At 55.9% G+C, this 19,282-nt stretch carries 18 protein-coding genes, 1 tRNA gene and 2 rRNA genes; 16 read left to right on the top strand and 5 right to left on the bottom strand.

Annotated features, from left to right (window positions below):
- The first annotated feature begins 410 nt into the window (after nucleotides 1-410).
- The 10 genes from ACZ5A6_RS23465 (at nucleotide 411) to ACZ5A6_RS23420 (ending at nucleotide 10,213) form a co-directional block, all read left to right on the top strand.
- Nucleotides 411-3,217: ribosomal RNA gene (locus tag ACZ5A6_RS23465) — 23S ribosomal RNA — on the top strand.
- Between the two features lie 221 nt (nucleotides 3,218-3,438).
- Nucleotides 3,439-3,553, top strand: a 5S ribosomal RNA gene (rrf, locus tag ACZ5A6_RS23460).
- 276 nt (nucleotides 3,554-3,829) lie between these two features.
- Nucleotides 3,830-3,906 (top strand) — tRNA-Met (locus ACZ5A6_RS23455).
- 310 nt (nucleotides 3,907-4,216) lie between these two features.
- Nucleotides 4,217-4,651, top strand: coding sequence for an acetyl-CoA carboxylase biotin carboxyl carrier protein (locus ACZ5A6_RS23450; RefSeq protein ID WP_065663174.1), 435 nt, complete (start codon nucleotides 4,217-4,219; stop codon nucleotides 4,649-4,651).
- A gap of 29 nt (nucleotides 4,652-4,680) precedes the next feature.
- Entirely contained in the window at nucleotides 4,681-6,039 is a 1,359-nt protein-coding gene (accC, locus tag ACZ5A6_RS23445) for an acetyl-CoA carboxylase biotin carboxylase subunit (protein ID WP_065663271.1), read from the top strand.
- On the top strand, nucleotides 6,036-6,464 hold the full coding sequence (locus ACZ5A6_RS23440; protein ID WP_065663175.1) for a dihydrolipoyllysine-residue succinyltransferase component of 2-oxoglutarate dehydrogenase complex: 429 nt from the start codon (nucleotides 6,036-6,038) through the stop codon (nucleotides 6,462-6,464). The genes accC and ACZ5A6_RS23440 overlap by 4 nt, the downstream gene beginning before the upstream one ends.
- On the top strand, nucleotides 6,461-7,168 hold the full coding sequence (gene pxpB / locus ACZ5A6_RS23435; protein ID WP_065663176.1) for a 5-oxoprolinase subunit PxpB: 708 nt from the start codon (nucleotides 6,461-6,463) through the stop codon (nucleotides 7,166-7,168). The genes ACZ5A6_RS23440 and pxpB overlap by 4 nt, the downstream gene beginning before the upstream one ends.
- On the top strand, nucleotides 7,165-8,160 hold the full coding sequence (locus ACZ5A6_RS23430; protein WP_065663177.1) for a 5-oxoprolinase subunit C family protein: 996 nt from the start codon (nucleotides 7,165-7,167) through the stop codon (nucleotides 8,158-8,160). Before pxpB ends, ACZ5A6_RS23430 begins: the two co-directional genes overlap by 4 nt.
- Nucleotides 8,161-8,190: 30 nt before the next feature.
- Complete coding sequence (locus ACZ5A6_RS23425) at nucleotides 8,191-8,958, top strand: 5-oxoprolinase subunit PxpA (protein WP_065663178.1); 768 nt, start codon at nucleotides 8,191-8,193, stop codon at nucleotides 8,956-8,958.
- A gap of 49 nt (nucleotides 8,959-9,007) precedes the next feature.
- On the top strand, nucleotides 9,008-10,213 hold the full coding sequence (locus ACZ5A6_RS23420) for a pyridoxal phosphate-dependent aminotransferase (protein ID WP_112290788.1): 1,206 nt from the start codon (nucleotides 9,008-9,010) through the stop codon (nucleotides 10,211-10,213).
- 45 nt (nucleotides 10,214-10,258) lie between these two features.
- On the opposite strand, the gene nac is transcribed toward ACZ5A6_RS23420, so the two are convergent.
- On the bottom strand, nucleotides 10,259-11,164 hold the full coding sequence (nac, locus tag ACZ5A6_RS23415) for a nitrogen assimilation transcriptional regulator NAC (RefSeq protein ID WP_003518016.1): 906 nt from the start codon (nucleotides 11,162-11,164) through the stop codon (nucleotides 10,259-10,261).
- Between the two features lie 210 nt (nucleotides 11,165-11,374).
- Between nac and ACZ5A6_RS23410 the strand changes: the two genes are divergently transcribed.
- From ACZ5A6_RS23410 to ACZ5A6_RS23385, 6 genes are all read left to right on the top strand, one after another.
- A complete protein-coding gene (locus ACZ5A6_RS23410) occupies nucleotides 11,375-12,154 on the top strand; it encodes an SDR family oxidoreductase (protein ID WP_112290790.1) in 780 nt (259 codons plus the stop codon).
- Complete coding sequence (locus tag ACZ5A6_RS23405) at nucleotides 12,151-12,858, top strand: amino acid ABC transporter permease (RefSeq protein WP_003518018.1); 708 nt, start codon at nucleotides 12,151-12,153, stop codon at nucleotides 12,856-12,858. The genes ACZ5A6_RS23410 and ACZ5A6_RS23405 overlap by 4 nt, the downstream gene beginning before the upstream one ends.
- Nucleotides 12,855-13,613, top strand: coding sequence for an amino acid ABC transporter permease (locus ACZ5A6_RS23400; protein WP_464111422.1), 759 nt, complete (start codon nucleotides 12,855-12,857; stop codon nucleotides 13,611-13,613). The genes ACZ5A6_RS23405 and ACZ5A6_RS23400 overlap by 4 nt, the downstream gene beginning before the upstream one ends.
- A complete protein-coding gene (locus ACZ5A6_RS23395; protein ID WP_003518020.1) occupies nucleotides 13,610-14,371 on the top strand; it encodes an amino acid ABC transporter ATP-binding protein in 762 nt (253 codons plus the stop codon). Before ACZ5A6_RS23400 ends, ACZ5A6_RS23395 begins: the two co-directional genes overlap by 4 nt.
- 30 nt (nucleotides 14,372-14,401) lie before the next feature.
- Nucleotides 14,402-15,238, top strand: coding sequence for an ABC transporter substrate-binding protein (locus ACZ5A6_RS23390; RefSeq protein ID WP_019566615.1), 837 nt, complete (start codon nucleotides 14,402-14,404; stop codon nucleotides 15,236-15,238).
- A 101-nt stretch (nucleotides 15,239-15,339) separates the two neighbouring features.
- A complete protein-coding gene (locus ACZ5A6_RS23385; protein WP_003518022.1) occupies nucleotides 15,340-16,014 on the top strand; it encodes a 4-carboxy-4-hydroxy-2-oxoadipate aldolase/oxaloacetate decarboxylase in 675 nt (224 codons plus the stop codon).
- A gap of 211 nt (nucleotides 16,015-16,225) precedes the next feature.
- Here ACZ5A6_RS23385 and speB read toward each other — a convergent pair whose 3' ends face one another.
- The 4 genes from speB to ACZ5A6_RS23365 are packed head-to-tail and all read right to left on the bottom strand — an operon-like array spanning nucleotide 16,226 to nucleotide 19,280.
- Nucleotides 16,226-17,179, bottom strand: a complete 954-nt coding sequence (gene speB / locus ACZ5A6_RS23380) for an agmatinase (RefSeq protein ID WP_112290677.1) — start codon at nucleotides 17,177-17,179, stop codon at nucleotides 16,226-16,228.
- 19 nt (nucleotides 17,180-17,198) lie between these two features.
- Nucleotides 17,199-17,981 (bottom strand): amino acid ABC transporter ATP-binding protein, encoded by a 783-nt coding sequence (locus ACZ5A6_RS23375; protein ID WP_003518027.1) that lies wholly within the window; start codon nucleotides 17,979-17,981, stop codon nucleotides 17,199-17,201.
- Between the two features lies 1 nt (nucleotide 17,982).
- Nucleotides 17,983-18,633, bottom strand: coding sequence for an amino acid ABC transporter permease (locus tag ACZ5A6_RS23370; RefSeq protein WP_003518030.1), 651 nt, complete (start codon nucleotides 18,631-18,633; stop codon nucleotides 17,983-17,985).
- Entirely contained in the window at nucleotides 18,630-19,280 is a 651-nt protein-coding gene (locus ACZ5A6_RS23365) for an amino acid ABC transporter permease (RefSeq protein WP_003518032.1), read from the bottom strand. The genes ACZ5A6_RS23370 and ACZ5A6_RS23365 overlap by 4 nt, the downstream gene beginning before the upstream one ends.
- Nucleotides 19,281-19,282: the final 2 nt, after the last annotated feature.

Genomic DNA, 19,282 nt, shown 5'->3' with positions numbered 1-19,282 from the left:
ATGCCTGTTCTGAATACATTGTGAAGAGAAGATATGTCTGGAAGCGTCCAGGTGTTTTGGGTTTATGCCTGAAACGTCCGAGACCAATCCTTGTGAAACCATGTGATGGCTTAGTCGGCCGGAATTGGTGGAGGGGTTGGAGGTAGGAAGGATCGCTTGTCCGAGGCATTTTTGTTGTTGGAGCTTTTGCTCCTCTGATGGGAATGCTGGATTGATGTTGCCTGACCGCGCATCACCGGATGATATCTCGAGAAGCTGGTCTTAATGATACGACCTCGAAGTGCACCGGCGTGCCTTCAAAGAGGATTGTATCGAACACGTCGATGTCATCAGGAGATGATCTGGTTGTAAAAGGTAACCGGATTGCCGTTCCTTTGGAACGGCTATGGATGAGCATAGACAATGAGAACGAAGAAGTGAATTAAGGGCATTTGGTGGATGCCTTGGCATGCACAGGCGAAGAAGGACGTGATACGCTGCGAAAAGCCGTGGGGAGCTGCGAATAAGCTTTGATCCATGGATCTCCGAATGGGGCAACCCACCTTAAATGCTTGGAAAATCCAGTCTGTTTTATGAACGGCCTGGGTTTCCAAGCATTGTGATAAGGTATCTTACTTTCGAATACATAGGGGTAAGAAGCGAACGCAGGGAACTGAAACATCTAAGTACCTGCAGGAAAGGACATCAACCGAGACTCCGTAAGTAGTGGCGAGCGAACGCGGACCAGGCCAGTGGCAATGATGAATAAAGCGGAACGATTTGGAAAAGTCGGCCATAGAGGGTGATAGCCCCTTACGCGTAGAACAGTCATTGTCCTTGAGTAGGGCGGGGCACGTGAAATCCTGTCTGAACATGGGGAGACCACTCTCCAAGCCTAAGTACTCGTGCATGACCGATAGCGAACAAGTACCGTGAGGGAAAGGTGAAAAGCACCCCGACGAGGGGAGTGAAATAGAACCTGAAACCGGATGCCTACAAACAGTCGGAGCCCGCAAGGGTGACGGCGTACCTTTTGTATAATGGGTCAACGACTTAGTGTAACTAGCAAGCTTAAGCCGGTAGGTGTAGGCGCAGCGAAAGCGAGTCTGAATAGGGCGATTGAGTTAGTTGCATTAGACCCGAAACCGAGTGATCTAGCCATGAGCAGGCTGAAGGTTGGGTAACACCAACTGGAGGGCCGAACCCGTATCTGTTGCAATAGATTGGGATGACTTGTGGCTAGGGGTGAAAGGCCAATCAAACTCGGAAATAGCTGGTTCTCCGCGAAATCTATTTAGGTAGAGCGTCGACCGAATACCCTCGGGGGTAGAGCACTGGATGGGCTATGGGGACTCACCGTCTTACTGATCCTAACCAAACTCCGAATACCGAGGAGTACTAGTCGGCAGACACACGGCGGGTGCTAACGTCCGTCGTGAAAAGGGCAACAACCCTGACCTCCAGCTAAGGTCCCCAAGTCATGGCTAAGTGGGAAAGGATGTGAGGATCCCAAAACAACCAGGATGTTGGCTTAGAAGCAGCCATCATTTAAAGAAAGCGTAACAGCTCACTGGTCTAAATAAGGGTCTTTGCGCCGAAAATGTAACGGGGCTAAAGCCATGCACCGAAGCTGAGGATGTGACAGTTGTAGTGACTGTTGCGTGGTAGCGGAGCGTTCCGTAAGTCTGTGAAGGCGGACCCGTGAGGGCTGCTGGAGATATCGGAAGTGCGAATGTTGACATGAGTAACGATAAAGGGAGTGAGAGACTCCCTCGCCGAAAGACCAAGGGTTCCTGCTTAAAGTTAATCTGAGCAGGGTTAGCCGGCCCCTAAGACGAGGCGGACACGCGTAGTCGATGGGAACCACGTTAATATTCGTGGGCCTGGTGGTAGTGACGGATCTCGTGTGTTGTACATTCTTACTGGATTGAATGTGCGGCGAAGAGGTTCCAGGAAATAGCTCCACCGTATAGACCGTACCCGAAACCGACACAGGTGGTCAGGTAGAGTATACCAAGGCGCTTGAGAGAACTATGTTGAAGGAACTCGGCAAATTGCACGCGTAACTTCGGAAGAAGCGTGACCCCATTTTACGCAAGTATGATGGGGTGGCACAGACCAGGGGGTAGCGACTGTTTATCAAAAACACAGGGCTCTGCGAAGTAGCAATACGACGTATAGGGTCTGACGCCTGCCCGGTGCTGGAAGGTTAAAGGGAGGGGTGCAAGCTCTGAACTGAAGCCCCAGTAAACGGCGGCCGTAACTATAACGGTCCTAAGGTAGCGAAATTCCTTGTCGGGTAAGTTCCGACCTGCACGAATGGCGTAACGACTTCCCCGCTGTCTCCAACATAGACTCAGTGAAATTGAATTCCCCGTGAAGATGCGGGGTTCCTGCGGTCAGACGGAAAGACCCCGTGCACCTTTACTATAGCTTTACACTGGCATTCGCCAAGGCATGTGTAGGATAGGTGGTAGGCTTTGAAGCAGGGACGCCAGTTCTTGTGGAGCCATCCTTGAAATACCACCCTTATCTTCGTGGATGTCTAACCGCGGTCCGTTATCCGGATCCGGGACAGTGTATGGTGGGTAGTTTGACTGGGGCGGTCGCCTCCGAAAGAGTAACGGAGGCGCGCGATGGTGGGCTCAGACCGGTCGGAAATCGGTCGTCGAGTGCAATGGCATAAGCCCGCCTGACTGCGAGACTGACAAGTCGAGCAGAGACGAAAGTCGGTCATAGTGATCCGGTGGTCCCGTGTGGAAGGGCCATCGCTCAACGGATAAAAGGTACGCCGGGGATAACAGGCTGATGACCCCCAAGAGTCCATATCGACGGGGTTGTTTGGCACCTCGATGTCGACTCATCGCATCCTGGGGCTGGAGCAGGTCCCAAGGGTATGGCTGTTCGCCATTTAAAGCGGTACGTGAGTTGGGTTCAGAACGTCGTGAGACAGTTCGGTCCCTATCTGCCGTGGGTGTAGGAATATTGACAGGATCTGTCCCTAGTACGAGAGGACCGGGATGGACGTATCTCTGGTGGATCTGTTGTCCTGCCAAGGGCATAGCAGAGTAGCTATATACGGAATGGATAACCGCTGAAGGCATCTAAGCGGGAAACCAACCTGAAAACGAGTGTTCCCTATCAGAGCCGTGGAAGACGACCACGTTGATAGGACGGGTGTGGAAGCATGGCAACATGTGAAGCTTACCGTTACTAATAGCTCGATCGACTTCTTCGTTCCCATTGTTCATGCTCATCAAAGATGAGCATCATCTGTTCTGTCCTGACGCGCATAGCGCTCCGGACGGGCCGCGCCACAGGGCGCGACGACCTCTGGTCTGTATGGCAAACATACGGGATGGGTCGCAGAAAGACGTGTTAAATTAAATGAAGCGCAAGCTTCCCAGCTTCTCGAAACAACACTCATGTGAAAACATGAACTGTGTTGCGTTTTGCCGACCTGGTGGTTATCGCGGGGCGGCTGCACCCGTTCCCATTCCGAACACGGCCGTGAAACGCCCCAGCGCCAATGGTACTCCGTCTCAAGACGCGGGAGAGTAGGTCGCTGCCAGGTCTGCAAAACGCAACAAATATCTTCTCAGTCACAAAAAGGGCTTCAAGCCCTAATCAAAAGGCCGCTGAAGCGGCCTTTATGCTATAATAATCCAGCGCACAATGTGCCGAAACAAATCGGTCACCCAATGAGGGTGCGTCCCTTAAAAGAGACAAATCGCCTTCGGCAATTTGCTCCGGAACTATACATCACAGCGTCCCTGTGATGCAGTCGCGATAAATCCAATAGGGATTTACGCTGGTAATGACATTTTTGCTAACGCAAAAAGTCGGATAACGCGGGGTGGAGCAGCCCGGTAGCTCGTCAGGCTCATAACCTGAAGGCCGCAGGTTCAAATCCTGCCCCCGCAACCAATATCTTCAAGACTATCAACAACAAAGCCCTCCCATCCCGGAGGGCGCCTTGCGTTTAGGGCCTTGGATACCGCAAATGAATTGCTGGCGGTATATCACCGTGGGGCTCTGGTAGCGTGCAGCGGTCGACCCATTACGCCCACTCGAGCTTCGCGGACTCAACAGGCTCACGGCCCCTATTCATTGAACACCTCCATCAAAAGTTCTTCTGACCCCATCAAACAGCCTATCGTGCTAGGTCTAAGGCAGCCGAAAGTGACCCCGATCGTGCGGGATTACCGGGTGGCTTTGGACAATGCCGAGTACGCTTATGGACCTGCCGAAGATAAAGACGCTGATTGATTTTGTCGGACGAACGAACGTCACCGAACTCATGGTGACAGAGAAAAGCGTAACTGTGCGGATATTCAAAACCGCACCTCGAACAGAGACTGGCAGCAATGTCTCGGTCAAAGCCGAGGATGACGCCCTGATCGATCGGTCGGAGTCGATCGTTCCTGCCACCACATCGGGCACCTCCGTTCATGCCCCGATTTTTGGGGTTTTGCATCGCGCTTCCGCGCCGGGACAACCTTCATTTGTCGAGGCTGGAGATGTGGTCGAGGAGGGGCAGGCCCTCTTCATCATCGAAGCCATGAAAGTCTTCAATAAAATTGTTGCGCCACGCGCTGGCCGGATCACCTATCTGACGGAGGTTGATGGTGGCGAGGTTGAGGCCAATGATTTGCTGGCGGAGATCGCGTAGTGACGGAAGGTCTCAACACCACATCGGATATGCCGGGTTTCGACACGGTCCTGATTGCCAACCGGGGTGAAATTGCTGCACGCATTCAGCGCGCCTGCCGCGAATTGGGCTTGAAGACCGTAGCCATCTGCTCTGAGGCGGACAGGCAGGCTCCATATGGCCAAACGGCTGACACCTTCCTTTGTGTTGGCCCGGCGAATGCTGCCAAGAGCTATCTAAATCAGAATGCCATCTTAATCGCTGCCCGTCTGACGGGTGTGGGTGCGATCCATCCCGGTTATGGATTTCTGTCCGAAAATGCCGCCTTTTCTCAGGCGGTCGAAGATGCCGGTCTCGTATTCATCGGTCCGGACGCAAGGTCGATCTCCACGATGGGCGACAAGATCGCTGCCAAACGGGCAATGATTGCGGCCGGTGTGCCATGTGTACCGGGACCGGATACAGCGCTTCCCGAGGATGCTGCAACGGTTGAGCGTATCGCGAATGAGATCGGCTATCCAATCATCATCAAGGCTGCGGGCGGTGGTGGCGGGCGTGGCATGCGAGTAGTGCAGGAAGCTGCCTTGCTTCATGAAGCCATTACCTTGACGAGGGAGGAGGCGAGGCAGGCTTTTGGCTCTGCTGTCCTCTACATGGAGAAGTTTCTCCAGCATCCCCGTCATATCGAGATACAGGTCTTGTGCGACACGCACGGCAATGCCGTTTGGCTTGGTCACCGCGACTGTTCGATGCAACGTCGTCATCAAAAAGTGGTCGAAGAAGCGCCAGCGCCTGGAATTTCGGTCGATGTGATCCAGCCGGTTGGTATGGCTTGCGTCGAGGCTTGCCGACAGATCGGCTATCGCGGGGTGGGAACTTTCGAATTCCTGTTTGAAGACGGCAAGTTCTATTTCATCGAGATGAATACGCGCTTGCAGGTCGAACATCCCGTCACGGAAATGACGAGCGGCATCGACATCGTTCAGGCCCAGATCAAGGCGGCGCAGGGTAAGCCTCTGGACTTGCGGCAGGCAGATGTTATCTGCGACGGACATTCTTTCGAATGCCGGATCAATGCCGAAGATCCTGATAAGTTTCTCCCCTCGGCAGGCATCGTGACCGATCTTGTGCTGCCGGAAGGAGAGGGGATTCGCGTCGATACCCATATCCATGTCGGCTACCGGGTGTCACCCTATTATGATTCCTTGATCGCCAAGTTGATCGTACATGCGCCGACCCGTGCTGAAGCCATGGTTAGGATGCGCCAAGCGCTTGCGGGTACACGGGTGGAGGGTATTTCGACCAATCTTCCGCTCCTGCGCGCCCTGTTTGAGGACGACGCTTTTGCGCAGGGCGAAACAGACATTCACTATCTTGAACAATGGCTAAAAGAACGGAGCGCAGCATGAACAGGCCCGACTTTAGCGACCCCGTCTTACTCACAGCTTTGACCGATATGCTGACGGATGCAGGCGTGGAGGGCGTGGAAATTACGACGCCTGAGGGTCAGGTACGCATTATTGTTTCTGCCTCGGCAAGATCTGCAATTTCCGTCGCTGGCACTGTTTGCTCACCAAAGGCCGCTGTTTCGAAAGTGGTGGTAAAAGCGCCGATTGCCGGTCTCTTCTGCTCTTCTAAGCCTGCTCTGCCTGCAAAAACGCAAAATCTTCCGCGTTTGGTTGCTGCAGATGACGTGATTGGATTTATCCGGATCGACCACATTCTCATCCCCGTTGTCGCGGGTCGTAACGGTTCGCTCGTCAATCAGCTTGCCGTGCAGGATGCTCTGGTTGGTTTTGGTGATCCGCTGTTCGAAATCGAGCTTCAATCATGATTGCGACATCGAACACTCTAGCACCTCGTCACGAAATCCAGCCCGTCATCAAAGGCCAGGCGCGCGTTTCGTTCATAGGCTCCCGGTCATTCTTGCTCGAAGCATCCGGCGAATTTGATCTGCCAGCACAACGCTGGATCTGGGCGCTTTCGCAAACGGTAAAAGTCTGGGCAGGTGTTGCGGAAGTCATTCCCGGCATGACGAACCTTCTGGCGATTTTTAAGGAAACGCCTCAAGATCCAGAGTCCATCGTGTCTCAGTTGCTCTATGCCTGGGATAAAGCAGCCAGTCTGGATATTGTCGGGAAGACAGTTGAAATACCGGTACATTATGGGGGCGAATACGCTGCCGACCTTCCAGCCATCTGTGATTTTTCAGGGCTGAGCGACCGCGAAGTCGTGCGGATTCACCATGAGGCGACCTACCGCGTCTTCGCGCTTGGGAGCGCGCCGGGCTTTGGCTATCTGCATGGTCTTGATGCGCGCATCTATATGCCCCGAAAAACCGTGCCATCGATCAAGATGGAAAAGGGTTGCGTGACGATCGGTGGAATGCAGACGGGTGTGGCGATGTTGACCGGACCGAATGGGTGGAATTCCATCGGTTACGCCGATTTGCAGATGTTCGATCCCGCCTCTTCTTCGCCAGCTCTTTTGGCACCCGGAGATACGGTTCGCTTCATACCTACAGGGATCGAGCTATGATCGAGATTATCGAAACCGGCCCCTTCAACACCGTGCAAGACCTCGGTCGCCCCGGTTACCGTGACATCGGGGTTTCTGCTGGCGGTGCCATGGATACTCTGTCGCTCAAGATCGGCAATATTCTGACTGGTAATGCCGCAGATGCTGCTGTCATCGAGGTCCAGACTTTTCCATTCAAATTGCGTTTTATGAAAACAGCAACATTTGCCGTTACCGGGACGGATGGGCGCCCGTTGCTTGACGGGAAAGAGCTGCTTTCCTGGTGCGCTCATATCTGCAAGGAAGGTCAGATACTGGAACTGAGGCAGCCGCCGAAACTCGCCCGCGCCTATGTCGTCGTTGCGGGTGGGGTGGACGTTCCGGTTTTGATGGGATCTCGAAGCACGGCACTGCGCGGCAGTTTCGGCGGTCACGATGGGCGACCGCTTGCAAAAGGTGACAGGCTGGAAATAGGGGCTTCCGTCGATCTTTTACCACTGCCATCAAACGGGCTTGGTGTAGTTGAGCCTTCCGTGGCTTTAAGCGATATTTTCCCGCCTGTAGTGGACGGCGTTTTGCCGATACGTGCTATTCCGGCCGGTGAACAAAAGCTGTTTGCCAATGATGGCGAGGAATTCTGGAGCCAGATCTGGCGCATATCCTCCCGCAGCGACCGGACCGGTTACCGGCTGTCGGGTGATCCTATCAAACCGACCGAAACCATCGAAATGCGTTCCCACGGTGTGATGCCGGGCGTTGTACAGGTGCCGCCAGGTGGCGAGCCGATCATCCAGATGAGCGATGCAAATACGGCGGGCGGTTATCCAAAGATTGCCGGCGTGATCGAAGCCGACCTGTGGCGGTTAGGACAGGCACGCCCGGGTGGGAAGATCAAATTCGTGAAGTCCAATCACGAGGAAGCGCGTGTGGCCGAGCGGGCAGTTGCGAAATACGTCGATGATGTTCGCCAGACCTCACAAATGGTCAAGCGAGCGCTGAATGCGATGGGTTGACGGACAACCAGGGAGCAAAGGGAGGAAACGATGAAGATCGATCTGAACTCCGACATGGGCGAAGGCTTCGGTCCTTACCGGCTCTGTGACGACGAAGCGATGATGAAGATCGTATCGTCGGCTAATATTGCCTGTGGTTTCCATGGCGGCGAGCCAGATACCATGGCGCGAATGGTTCGCCTTGCCAAAGAAAATGGCGTTGGCATTGGCGCGCATCCGGGATTGCCTGATAGGGCAGGCTTCGGCCGACGCGAAATGCCCTTTCAGCCGGATGAGTTGAGACAGCAGATGCTCTATCAGCTCGGGGCCTTGATCGCGATTGCCAAAAGCGAAGGCGTCGAAGTCGGGCACTTCAGTTTTCATGCGGCCATGGGCAATATGGTCAATCGCGACCCGGCGCTTGCCGATATGATGATGAATGCCATTTCTGCCGTTGATCCGAAGCTTGTGGTGTTCGTAACGCCGGACAGCGAAATCGAGAGAGCGGCAAAACGCGCTGGATTGAAGACCCTGGCATTGTTTTTGGCCGATCGCGCCTATGACGCCAAGGGAAGCCTTGTCGCGCGGGGTCTTCCCGGCGCGCTGGTCAAGGATGAACCATCGGTGCGCGCCCGTGTCCGCCGGTTCCTGACCAATGGCACGGTCGAAGCCATCGATGGCACGATCATCACAATGCCGGCTCGCTCCATCCTCGTCCACAGCGATACGCCCGGTTCACTGGAGCTGGCGCGCATCGTGCGTAGTGAAATCAGCGCCTCCGGCGCAACGCTCGCGCCTGCCGCAGAACTCGCGTCTTAATGGGCCTCTGGTTGGCCCGTTCTCTAAATCTTACTGAAAGATCATGCAGATGCCCTCTACATCAGACCGCCTGAAAAACGTCTCCATCTCCGCTTCCGCCGCCATGACCCAACGCGCCAGAGAGCTGGCCGCGCAGGGTGTCAAGGTGGTCAGCCTCTCCTCAGGTGAACCGGACTTCCCGACGCCTGCTCACGCAATCGAGGCCGCGCACGAAGCAGCCCTTGGCGGGCAGACTAAATATCCACCGATGGATGGCACGCCTGCGCTGAAAGCCGCGATCGCCAGAAAGTTCAAGCGGGACAATAATCTGACCTACGATGCCAGCCAGATCATCGTTTCCGCAGGCGGCAAACAGGTAATTTTCAACGCCATGCTTGCAACCTGCAATCCGGGCGACGAGGTCGTTATTCCCACCCCGTCATGGGTCAGCTATGCGGATATCGTCAAATTCGCAGGGGGTGTTCCCGTCGCTGTGCCGTGCGTCGAACAAACCGGTTTCAAACTGCGTGCCGAAGATTTGGAAGCTGCGATTACGCCACGTACCAAGTGGCTCATTCTCAATTTTCCCAACAACCCCACCGGCGCCGCCTGCTCCCGTGCGGAGATGAAAGCAATCGCAGAGGTTATGCTGCGTCATCCCCATGTCTGGATCCTGACTGACGATATTTACGAGCATCTTGTCTATGATGGCTTCGAATTCGGCACAATTGCCGATGTGGAGCCGCGGCTTTATGACCGCGTTCTGACAATGAACGGCGTGTCGAAGGCTTACGCCATGACGGGATGGCGTCTGGGCTATTGCGCCAGCGGCTCGAAGGAACTTATCGCCGCAATAAGCAATGTAAACGGTCAGAACGGCGGCGGCATTGCCACTGTTTCGCAGGCGGCAGCGATTGCAGCGCTGGATGGTCCCAAGGATCTTCTTAAAGAACGCGCCGCTATCTATCGCGACCGTCGCGATTTTGTTCTGAGCAAACTCGGCGAGATTGACGGTTTGCGCTGCCATAAGCCGGAAGGCGCCTTTTACCTCTATCCCAATATGTCTGGGCTTATCGGCAAGACCACCAAGGGCGGACGCAAAATCGAAGGCGATGTGGATTTTGTGATGGCGCTGGTGGATGAGCATCACGTGGCAACGGTACAGGGCGCCGCCTATGGTATGAGCCCATACTTCCGGATCTCCTATGCAACGAGCATGGAGATGCTGAGCGAAGGCTGCGCCCGCATTGCGCAGTTCTGCCAGGATATGCGTTGATCCTGAAAACGATCCTTTGGCTCGGCTGCCGGGCCAAAGGATACTCTAAAGTTTCAATTTTTCCGTCAGTTCCACCAGGATATCCTTGACGGCAAAAGCCGGCTCAGAGAGCGAATTCTGGTCGGACATGCAGAGCGACAGTGTTTCTTCGATCCGTGGCGACAGCAGCCGGCAAATAAGTGGTTCGCTCGTTTCCGAGACGATCCGGTTGGCTATGGCTTTTGGCATGATGGTTGCGCCGAGACCACTGGCAACGGCGCGGGCAAGCGTCCTGACGATTTCCACTTCCGCGACGACCTTCAGATTGATCCGGCTGCGGGTAAATGCCGTGTCTACAGCGCGCCGGACAAAATTATACGCGGGTGGCATCAGCATGGGCATGCCATCAAGCGCGGCGATCGGCACCGGTTTTGAATCCGCTTCGATTGCGAAATCGCGATGTGCGACAAGATAAAATTCTTCGCTGAGCATGGGCTCGAATTTTACGCCCTTGATTGGTCCGACGCCGTGGATCAATGCCAGTTCCAGACGTCCATTCATGATCATCTGGCTATAGGTTTGTCCCACACTTTCCGTCAGGTGGATCAATATCCCCGGATGTCGCTTCCGCGTTTCCGCCAACAGCTCCACGGAAAGCGTTGCAGCGCTGCTGAATGGGACCAGACCGACCGAGACGCGTCCCGCAATTGAGTTACCCGCCGCCGATACGTCGACCTGCGCCTGTTCCATCTGGCGCAATATGATCTGTGCATGGCGGTAAACGGCATGTCCCGCATCCGTCATCGTCACGCCCTGTTGGCTGCGGATGAGCAATTTCTGGCCGAAATGATCTTCAAGCGCGGCTAGTTGCTGGCTGAGTGCCGGTTGCGCCAGATGCAGAATATCTGCGGCGCGCGTGATGCTGCCACTGTCTACGATGACGATGAATGATTTGAGACGTCTTATATCCATGCTTGGCGCAGCTTACAGGCTCGCACGCGTTTTGCAATCTGGGCGCCAGAGCGGAAAGCTCCTGCCTGGAACAAGAACATCCCGGAATCCCGTCTCTAATTGCCTGTTTGCGGGTCTCCATAAAACTTACTTATTACTCCAAAAATAATCGGTCTTAGGCAAGCAGGGAAAGCTTCGCTAGTGTTGATGGTAACAAAAAAGGGGATCAGAATGCCATTCTCCGATTACAAGACCGCTTTGGTCACCGGTGCTTCATCCGGTATCGGTGCCGCTGTCGTCGAGCGGTTTTGCCGCGAAAACATTGAAGTCCACGCGGTTGCCCGCAGCGCCGGCGCCCTGAATGAACTTGCCGAACGCACCGGCTGTATACCGCACGCGATCGACGTTACCGATCGCGCTGCAATTGCAGATCTTGCAGACAAGGTGCAGTTCGACATTCTCGTGAACAATGCCGGCGTCGACAGGCCGAAGAAGTTCCTTCAGGCGGATGCGGAGGATATCGACCTTTTGATCGATGTGAATCTCCGTGCCGTTCTCCACATTTGCCGGCTGATTGTTCCGGGCATGGTGGAGCGTGATCGCGGGCATGTCGTCAATATCTCGTCCATCGCCGGAAACTATAATTTCGGTGGCAACTCGACCTATCATGCCGTTAAAGCTGGGGTCGCCATGCTGTCGAACCAGTTGAGGCTGGATGCATTCGGCAGACGCGTCCGCGTAACGGAGATCTGCCCCGGCCGCGTGGCGACGGATATCTTCACTCACGTTCACGGCAACGATCCGAGCGTGCGCGAGCGCTTCATCGATGGTTTCGAGCTGCCGAAAGCGGAAGATATTGCCGACGCTATAGCCTTTGCCATTGCCGCGCCAGTTTCCATGAATATCGGCCATATGGAAATTACCCCGACATTGCAGGTTATGGGCGGACTTCAGACGGCCAAACCGCAGACTGTGGCGCAAGCTGACGCAGCGAAGGAACAAAAGCCGTGAGCGGTTTCGACCTGTCGGCAATCCTGAGCGACCCGCAATATATTGCAATGCTTTGGCACGGATTGCAGATGACCTTCGTCATCTTTATCGGGTCATGGTCTCTCGCCATGACGCTTGCGCTGGTCCTGTTATGCGTGCGGTTTTCATCGTCGCGTTTTGCTGATCGCGCCGTGGCGGCCTATGTTTCCTACCACCGCAATGTGCCCACACTCGTGCAATTGATGCTGTGGTACTTCGGGATATTCACGCTCCTGCCTTCAGGTTTGACGGACTGGCTGATCGGTCACAATGCCGAAGCGATCTTTGCCGTGGTGGGTCTTGGTCTCTGTCAGGCAGCCTATTTCAGTGAGGATCTGCGTTCAGGCCTGCGCTCCGTCAGCCCGGGACAGATGGAAGCGGCCAAGGCATTGGGCCACGGTTATCTCTCCGCGATGCGCTTCATCATCATGCCGCAAGGCGTGCGCAATGCCCTGCCGCCGCTCATCAATCACAGTGTCTCCCTGTTCAAGAACAGCAGTCTCGCCCTCATTATCGGCGCTTCCGAATTGACCCATGCCATCAAGGAAATTGAAAATCTCAGCTTCCAGACCTTCGAGATCTATCTTGTCGGAACTGTTCTGTACCTCTTCTTCTCGCTGTTGATCATGGGTGCCGGTGCGTATCTTTCGATGCGCCTTGATCCGGCGTGGAGGGCACGCGGATGATCGGCGACATGATTACCATCGTTCATGACAACTGGTTGCTGCTGCTGATCGGGCAATATCCGAACGGCCCGCTTGGAGGGCTTGCGAACACGATCATCCTGTCTGCCCTTGCCATCGCACTGGCCTTTCCTGTCAGCATCCTTATAGCGATGGCGCGCCTGTCCAAGTGGCGGCTCCTGCGGTGGCCGGTAACGGGGCTGGTCTATGTCACGCGCGGCGTGCCTTTGCTCATGCTCATCCTTTGGAGTTATTTCCTCGTTCCGCTCTGGACCGGCGCAGACGTGCCGAGCTTCGTCATCATGTTGACGACGCTTGTCATCTATCAGGGCGCATTTCTCAGCGAAGTCGTAAGAGCGGGTATTGTCGCTCTTGGTGCCGGGCAGATGGATGCGGCGAGAGCGCTTGGCCACAGCTATCTCGGTGCAATGCGCTTCATCATCTTGCCGCAGGCGCTTTACAACATGATCCCCAGCATGATCTCGACATTCGTCGCCACGATCAAGGATACGACGCTCGGTTACGTCATCAACGTACCCGACCTCACCTTTGCGGCAAGTCAGGTCAATAATCAGCTTCTGACCCAACCATTCCAGGTCTTCCTCATCCTCGCGGTTGTCTACTACGCCATTTGCTGGAGCTTGACGTATCTCGCAAATGCCGTCGAGCGGCGTATCGCCAAACGCCGTGCCGGTGTGGTCGGTCGCCGGCAACAGGCATTGCAGGCGCAGGCGAAAATCATAACGGAGCAGCCATGACAAACACGGCATCATCAACACAGCAGACCATCCGCATTTCCAATGTCTGCAAGAGTTATGGCGACTACGAGGTTTTGAAGAATGTCGACGCCGAAGTTGCGCGGGGCGAGGTTATCGTCATCTGCGGCCCTTCCGGCTCCGGCAAATCCACATTGATCCGTACCGTCAATCGTCTCGAAGAGATCAACAGCGGATCCATCACGCTCGATGGGCAGGATATTCACGCGGCAACCAAGACAAAGGAACTCAATCTTCTGCGTAGCAGAGTTGGTTTTGTGTTCCAGAATTTCAATCTCTTTCCGCACCTGTCTGTTGTCGAAAATGTCACGATTTCCCCGATCCGGGTGAAAGGCGTCGCACCTGATGTTGCCCGCCAGAAAGCTTTGAAGCTTCTGGATCGGGTAGGCCTCTCCGACAAGGCCGGGGCCTATCCGGGGCAATTGTCCGGCGGTCAGCAGCAGCGCGTGGCAATTGCGCGTGCGCTGGCCATGGAGCCGCCCGTCATGTTGTTCGATGAACCGACAAGCGCTCTCGACCCGGAAATGGTTGGAGAGGTGCTGGCCGTCATGAAGGGGCTCGCGGCAGAGGGCATGACCATGCTTTGCGTGACCCACGAAATGGGCTTTGCCCGTGAAGTTGCCGACCGCATCTGGTTCATCGACGCCGGCGAAATTCTCGAAAAAGCGACGCCGGAAGAGTTTTTTACAGCACCACGCCATCCGCGCGCGCAGCGGTTCCTTTCCGATCTGCGCCACTGATAACAATCAATCATAAGAGGAGAACTGACCATGAACTGGAAATGCCTGACACTTACCGTTGCACTGGCTGGAACCGCTCTCGCGTCACCAGCGGCGGCTGATCAACTCGATACGATCATGGCGAACAAGGTGCTTCGTTGCGCAACCTTTGCTGATGTCGTGCCATTCGCGGCACCCGATCCGAAGACCCGTGAAATGGCCGGTTTTGACGTTGATCTTTGCAACGCGATCGCCAAGGAACTGGGCGTTAAGGCCGAAGTCAAACCGGTGTCGGTGGAAGCCCGTGTGCCGGAAGTCAAGCTTGGCCGCGTCGATATCACTGTCGCCAATCTCGCCTACACACAAAGCCGCGCCGAGCAGATTCAGTTCAGCGATCCCTATTATCTCGCCAAGGAAATGCTCATCGTGCCGGTTGATGATGCCGGCAAGAAGAAGTCGGATTACGAAGGCCAGCGTGTCGCCTCCACCAAGGGCTCGACCTCTGAAATGTCTATCAAGCTCAACAAGTCCGAGCCGCTGACCTTCCAGGATACTGCCTCTGCCTATCTTGCCGTTCAGCAGGGCAAGGCGCGGGGTATGGTGGCCAACACCATGACCACCACCAAGTTCGTCAATGAATCGAAGACCAAGGGCAAACCGATGCGCATGATCGAGGAGCCTATGCTCTATCAGCCGATCGGTGTCGGCATGGCAAAGGACAATCCTGCCCTGACAGCGAAAATCAATGAAGTGCTGCGCACACTCGACGCCTCCGGCGAGATAAACAAAATCTGGGACAAGTGGCTTGGCCCGAATACCGAATACAAAATGACCCGTACGGACAAGGTCGTCCCGCTCTCCGAGCTGAAATTCGACCCGATCCCCTGATCCCGCCTGGCTTCAAGCCACGGCAACGATTGACACATGACAATTAAACTCAATGCGAGTGGCGGGACGTTCCCGCCGCCAGCCTTACCGTGGGAGGTTTTATGATCCACATTAAAGATATAGCAGAACGGCCAAGCAAGGCAGACATCGAAGCCCTTTCGAAGTTTTCGCCGGCAACCATCCACGAGGCACAGGGTCGCAGGGGCGCACTTTCCTCCCGCATCAAGCCTGTCGACTACCGCATGAAACTGTGTGGTCCCGCCTTTACCGTCAAATGCGCGCCGCGTGACAACATCATGTTGCAGCTGGCCATTAATTACGCCAAGCCCGGCGACATCATCGTGGTTTCAGCTGGTGAGTACGAAGAGGCTGGTTCATTTGGCGACGTGCTGGCAAATGCCTGCCTTGCAAAGGGGATCGGTGGTCTGGTGACGGATACCGGTGTGCGTGACACCTTGCAGCTTCGAGACCTTGGCTTCCCTGTATTCTCGTTCAGCGTCTGCATCAAGGGTACCGTCAAGGAAACGATTGCCGCAGTAAACGATACGATCATCATTGGCGATGAGATCGTCAATCCCGGCGACATCATTGTTGGCGATGCGGACGGTTTGGTGGTTGTGCGTCGTGCGGACGCTCAGGAATCGGCACGTCTTTCGCAAATTCGCGAAGATGCTGAAGCGGGCTTCATTGAAGCTTACAAGCAGGGCAAATCCGTTATCGAAGTCAGCAATCTGGAGCCCGTCCTGAAGGCAAAGGGGCTTGTCGTCGATATCTGATTTTTACGTGGTGCAGCGAGGCGCGTTTGGCGTTTTTGGACTTTTAAAACCGACGCAACCGTAGCTACAATCAATGCAAACAAAAGCCCTCCCTTCGTGGAGGGCTTTTGGCTTCACGTCTGACGAGACCATCGAACTCCAGGAAGCCCCAAGGGCGGCCCTTTTTGCGCGCTGCGTGTCCAAGGATCCAGTACCGGCGGATCGCGGTTTTTTATGCGTTCCGAGCTATGAAGATACGTCCGATCGTGTTGAGCAGAATCTGCGCAGCCAGAATGGCGGTGGAGCCGCTGTGATCGTAATCAGGCGCGACCTCGACCAGATCAATGCCGACGATCTCGCCACGCTTTGCAAGACCTGCAATCAGTTCCAGTACCTCGTAATAGGTGAAGCCGCCATGGCTCGGGGTCCCGGTTCCTGGCGCGATGGACGGGTCGAAGCCATCGATATCGATCGAAAGATAATAGCGCTTGCCCGCGGGGATGCGCTCCACTACGGCGTCCACGCCGAGTTTGCGGATCTGGCGCACGGAGAGAATATCCGAGCCCTGGGAGCGTGCATAGTCGTATCCTTCCTTTGCGGTGGAGGAGACGTTGCGGATACCGAGCTGGGTCATTCCGGTGACCCACGGTTTTTCCGAGGCGCGGCGCATGGGGCTGCCATGTCCGAAGCGGACGCCGTGACGCTCATCGACGAAATCCAGATGCGCGTCGATCTGCACCAGATGGATCGGCTCCTGATCGCTGAAGGCATTGATGCAGGGGATGTTGATGGAGTGGTCTCCGCCAAGCACCACAGGCAGTGCGTCGGCTTTAAGGATTTTGCGGACGCCGAACTCGATATTTGCGTGGCTGTTCACCGTATCGGTATGAACAATGTCGGCGTCGCCTATATCGACGATTTTCACGCCTTCCAGATAGGTGACGTCGTCCTCGTGATCGTAGGCGCCCGCGTGGCCGAAGGAAAACAGGGTGGAGGCCTCACGGATGCTGCGCGGCCCGAAGCGGGCGCCGGGGCGCCATTGCGTCCCAAAATCGAACGGGGCACCGAGAACCGCAACATCCGCGTTGATCGCGTCCCAGTTTTCGACGTAGGGACTTTTGGCAAAGGTGGAAATACCGACGAATGGCAGGTTCAATCGTCCGCCGTCATAGCCGTGGGCAGTCATAGAGATGTCCTTTCAGATATCAAAGTGCGCGCTCGCGCCAGGTTTGCAGAAATTGGGAAAGGCGTTCGCTCTTCGGATTACTGAAAAGCGTCTGCGGCGCGCCTTCCTCAACGATCTTGCCGTCATCCATGAAGACGACACGGTTGGCCGCATGCGCGGCAAAACCCATTTCGTGCGTGACGATGACCATGGTCATTCCTTCCGCCGCGAGCGTCTTCATGACGGAAAGCACTTCACCGACAAGTTCGGGATCGAGTGCGGAGGTCGGTTCGTCGAACAGCATGGCGCGGGGGTTCACCGCCAGTGCGCGGGCGATGGCGACGCGTTGCTTCTGCCCACCGGACAGGCCGTCGGGTCGGCGGTCAGCGAAAGCGGCAAGCCCGACTTTATCCAGCATGGCGCGGCCGCGCTTTATCGCTTCGGCCTGGGGAAGACCATGGACGAGCCTGAGCGCCAATGTCACGTTTTTGATGACGCTCATATGCGGCCACAGATGAAAGTGCTGAAAGACCATTCCAAGCGGGCGGCGCGTCTCTGCCAGTTCTTTCGGACCGGCGCGTTCGCGGCCAAGCGGGGTTTCACGCCAGCCGATCAGGCGGCCGAAGACATCGACATCACCCGCGTCATAGGGATCGAGAAATGCAAGCGAGCGCAGAAGCGTGCTCTTGCCCGATCCCGAAGGTCCGATGATGCACAGGACATCACCCATATGAATGTCGAGATCGATGCCTTTCAGAACGGTCTTGTCACCGAACCTTTTCTCCAAGCCGCGCGCGGAAATAACAACTGTTCGTTCGCTCATGTCAGGAGCCTTCGGTGGAAAGGCGGCGTTCGAGATAGAGGCCGAGCCGCGACAGGATTTCGACGATTGCCCAGTAGAGCAGGGCAATGGTGAGATAAGGGGTTACGACCGCGAAGGTGATCGAGCTGATCGTACCGGCGACCTTGGTCAGCTCGCTGAGCGTGATGACGGACAGAACGGCGGATTCCTTGACGAGATTAATGGCCTGGCCGACGGAAGCCGGCAGCGTCAGTGCCAGCGCCTGCGGCATCTGGATGTGGAGAAAGGTGTCGCCGGAGGTAATGCCCAGCATTCCCGCCGCTTCGATCTCGCCTCTTGGAACGGCATTGAAACCAGCGCGGAAAATCTCCGCAAAGGGGCCAGCGCCATAGAGGCCGAGACCGACGATGCCGGCGGCATAGGGGCTGAGGATCAGCCCCAATTGCGGGCCGCCATAATAGAAAAGAAACAGGATCAGCGCGAGCGGCGCGCCGCGGGCAAACTCCACATAAAGCCTTACCGGCAGGGAGATGGCCATGTACCGCGACCGTAGCGCCGCAGCCAGCACGATACCAATGATGACGGCCAGTGCGATACCCGCAATGGAAACTGTCAGTGTTGTGAACAACCCGGCCGCATAGAGAGGAATATCGTTCAGGAAGCCGGAAATCATCGCGTCGCTCCCTTTGTGAGGTGCCGTTCGACAAGGAGGCCTATTCCCGCAAGCAGCGCTCCAACAGCGACATAAAGCAGGAGAGCCGAGAGATAGGCGTCGAGTGGCCGGAAGGTGGTGGCTGCATATTGCTGGGCACGGCGCGTCAAGTCGGTGACGGCGATGACCGAAACGAGTGAGGAGTTCTTCACGAGAGCCTGTATCTCGCCGACAAGTGCCGGCAACATGGTTCTGAAGGCCTGAGGCACTTCAATGTGCAGGAATGTACGACCTGCGGAAAGGCCGAGCATGGCGGCGGCTTCCCGCTCTCCCTTTGGAATGGATTGCAGGCCTGCCCTGTATATCTCCGACTGGAAGGCGGCTGTGTTTAGCGCCAGCGCCAAAGTTGCGGCAGCAACCGGCGTCAGATCCAGCCCCAGAAGTGGCAGGACGTAGAAGACGATCAGCAGCTGGACTAGAATGGGCGTGCCTCGCCAGAAGGAGATGTAGAGACCGGATGCCAGGCGGGGCAGGCGGCCGCTGCGACCGCAGGCCGCGAGGAGAAGGGCCAGCGGCGCTCCCAGGAGAAGCGCCGAAAGGCTGACGGTCAGCGTGGTGAAGAGGCCGTCCAGAAGAACCGGCCAGATGGCAAAAGATATCTTGTCCATGA

This window comes from Agrobacterium sp. 6Ca8, assembly GCF_055382765.1.
This window is presented reverse-complemented; position numbering and strand designations above follow the sequence as displayed.

What these genes read in the sequence shown, in the direction of transcription:
- ACZ5A6_RS23450 (WP_065663174.1), top strand. Translation starts at nt 4,217, where the DNA reads ATGGACCTGCCGAAGATAAAGACGCTGATTGATTTTGTCGGACGAACG.
- accC (WP_065663271.1), top strand. Translation starts at nt 4,681, where the DNA reads ATGCCGGGTTTCGACACGGTCCTGATTGCCAACCGGGGTGAAATTGCT.
- ACZ5A6_RS23440 (WP_065663175.1), top strand. Translation starts at nt 6,036, where the DNA reads ATGAACAGGCCCGACTTTAGCGACCCCGTCTTACTCACAGCTTTGACC.
- pxpB (WP_065663176.1), top strand. Translation starts at nt 6,461, where the DNA reads ATGATTGCGACATCGAACACTCTAGCACCTCGTCACGAAATCCAGCCC.
- ACZ5A6_RS23430 (WP_065663177.1), top strand. Translation starts at nt 7,165, where the DNA reads ATGATCGAGATTATCGAAACCGGCCCCTTCAACACCGTGCAAGACCTC.
- ACZ5A6_RS23425 (WP_065663178.1), top strand. Translation starts at nt 8,191, where the DNA reads ATGAAGATCGATCTGAACTCCGACATGGGCGAAGGCTTCGGTCCTTAC.
- ACZ5A6_RS23420 (WP_112290788.1), top strand. Translation starts at nt 9,008, where the DNA reads ATGCCCTCTACATCAGACCGCCTGAAAAACGTCTCCATCTCCGCTTCC.
- nac (WP_003518016.1), bottom strand. Translation starts at nt 11,164, where the DNA reads ATGGATATAAGACGTCTCAAATCATTCATCGTCATCGTAGACAGTGGC.
- ACZ5A6_RS23410 (WP_112290790.1), top strand. Translation starts at nt 11,375, where the DNA reads ATGCCATTCTCCGATTACAAGACCGCTTTGGTCACCGGTGCTTCATCC.
- ACZ5A6_RS23400 (WP_464111422.1), top strand. Translation starts at nt 12,855, where the DNA reads ATGATCGGCGACATGATTACCATCGTTCATGACAACTGGTTGCTGCTG.
- ACZ5A6_RS23395 (WP_003518020.1), top strand. Translation starts at nt 13,610, where the DNA reads ATGACAAACACGGCATCATCAACACAGCAGACCATCCGCATTTCCAAT.
- ACZ5A6_RS23390 (WP_019566615.1), top strand. Translation starts at nt 14,402, where the DNA reads ATGAACTGGAAATGCCTGACACTTACCGTTGCACTGGCTGGAACCGCT.
- ACZ5A6_RS23385 (WP_003518022.1), top strand. Translation starts at nt 15,340, where the DNA reads ATGATCCACATTAAAGATATAGCAGAACGGCCAAGCAAGGCAGACATC.
- speB (WP_112290677.1), bottom strand. Translation starts at nt 17,179, where the DNA reads ATGACTGCCCACGGCTATGACGGCGGACGATTGAACCTGCCATTCGTC.
- ACZ5A6_RS23375 (WP_003518027.1), bottom strand. Translation starts at nt 17,981, where the DNA reads ATGAGCGAACGAACAGTTGTTATTTCCGCGCGCGGCTTGGAGAAAAGG.
- ACZ5A6_RS23370 (WP_003518030.1), bottom strand. Translation starts at nt 18,633, where the DNA reads ATGATTTCCGGCTTCCTGAACGATATTCCTCTCTATGCGGCCGGGTTG.
- ACZ5A6_RS23365 (WP_003518032.1), bottom strand. Translation starts at nt 19,280, where the DNA reads ATGGACAAGATATCTTTTGCCATCTGGCCGGTTCTTCTGGACGGCCTC.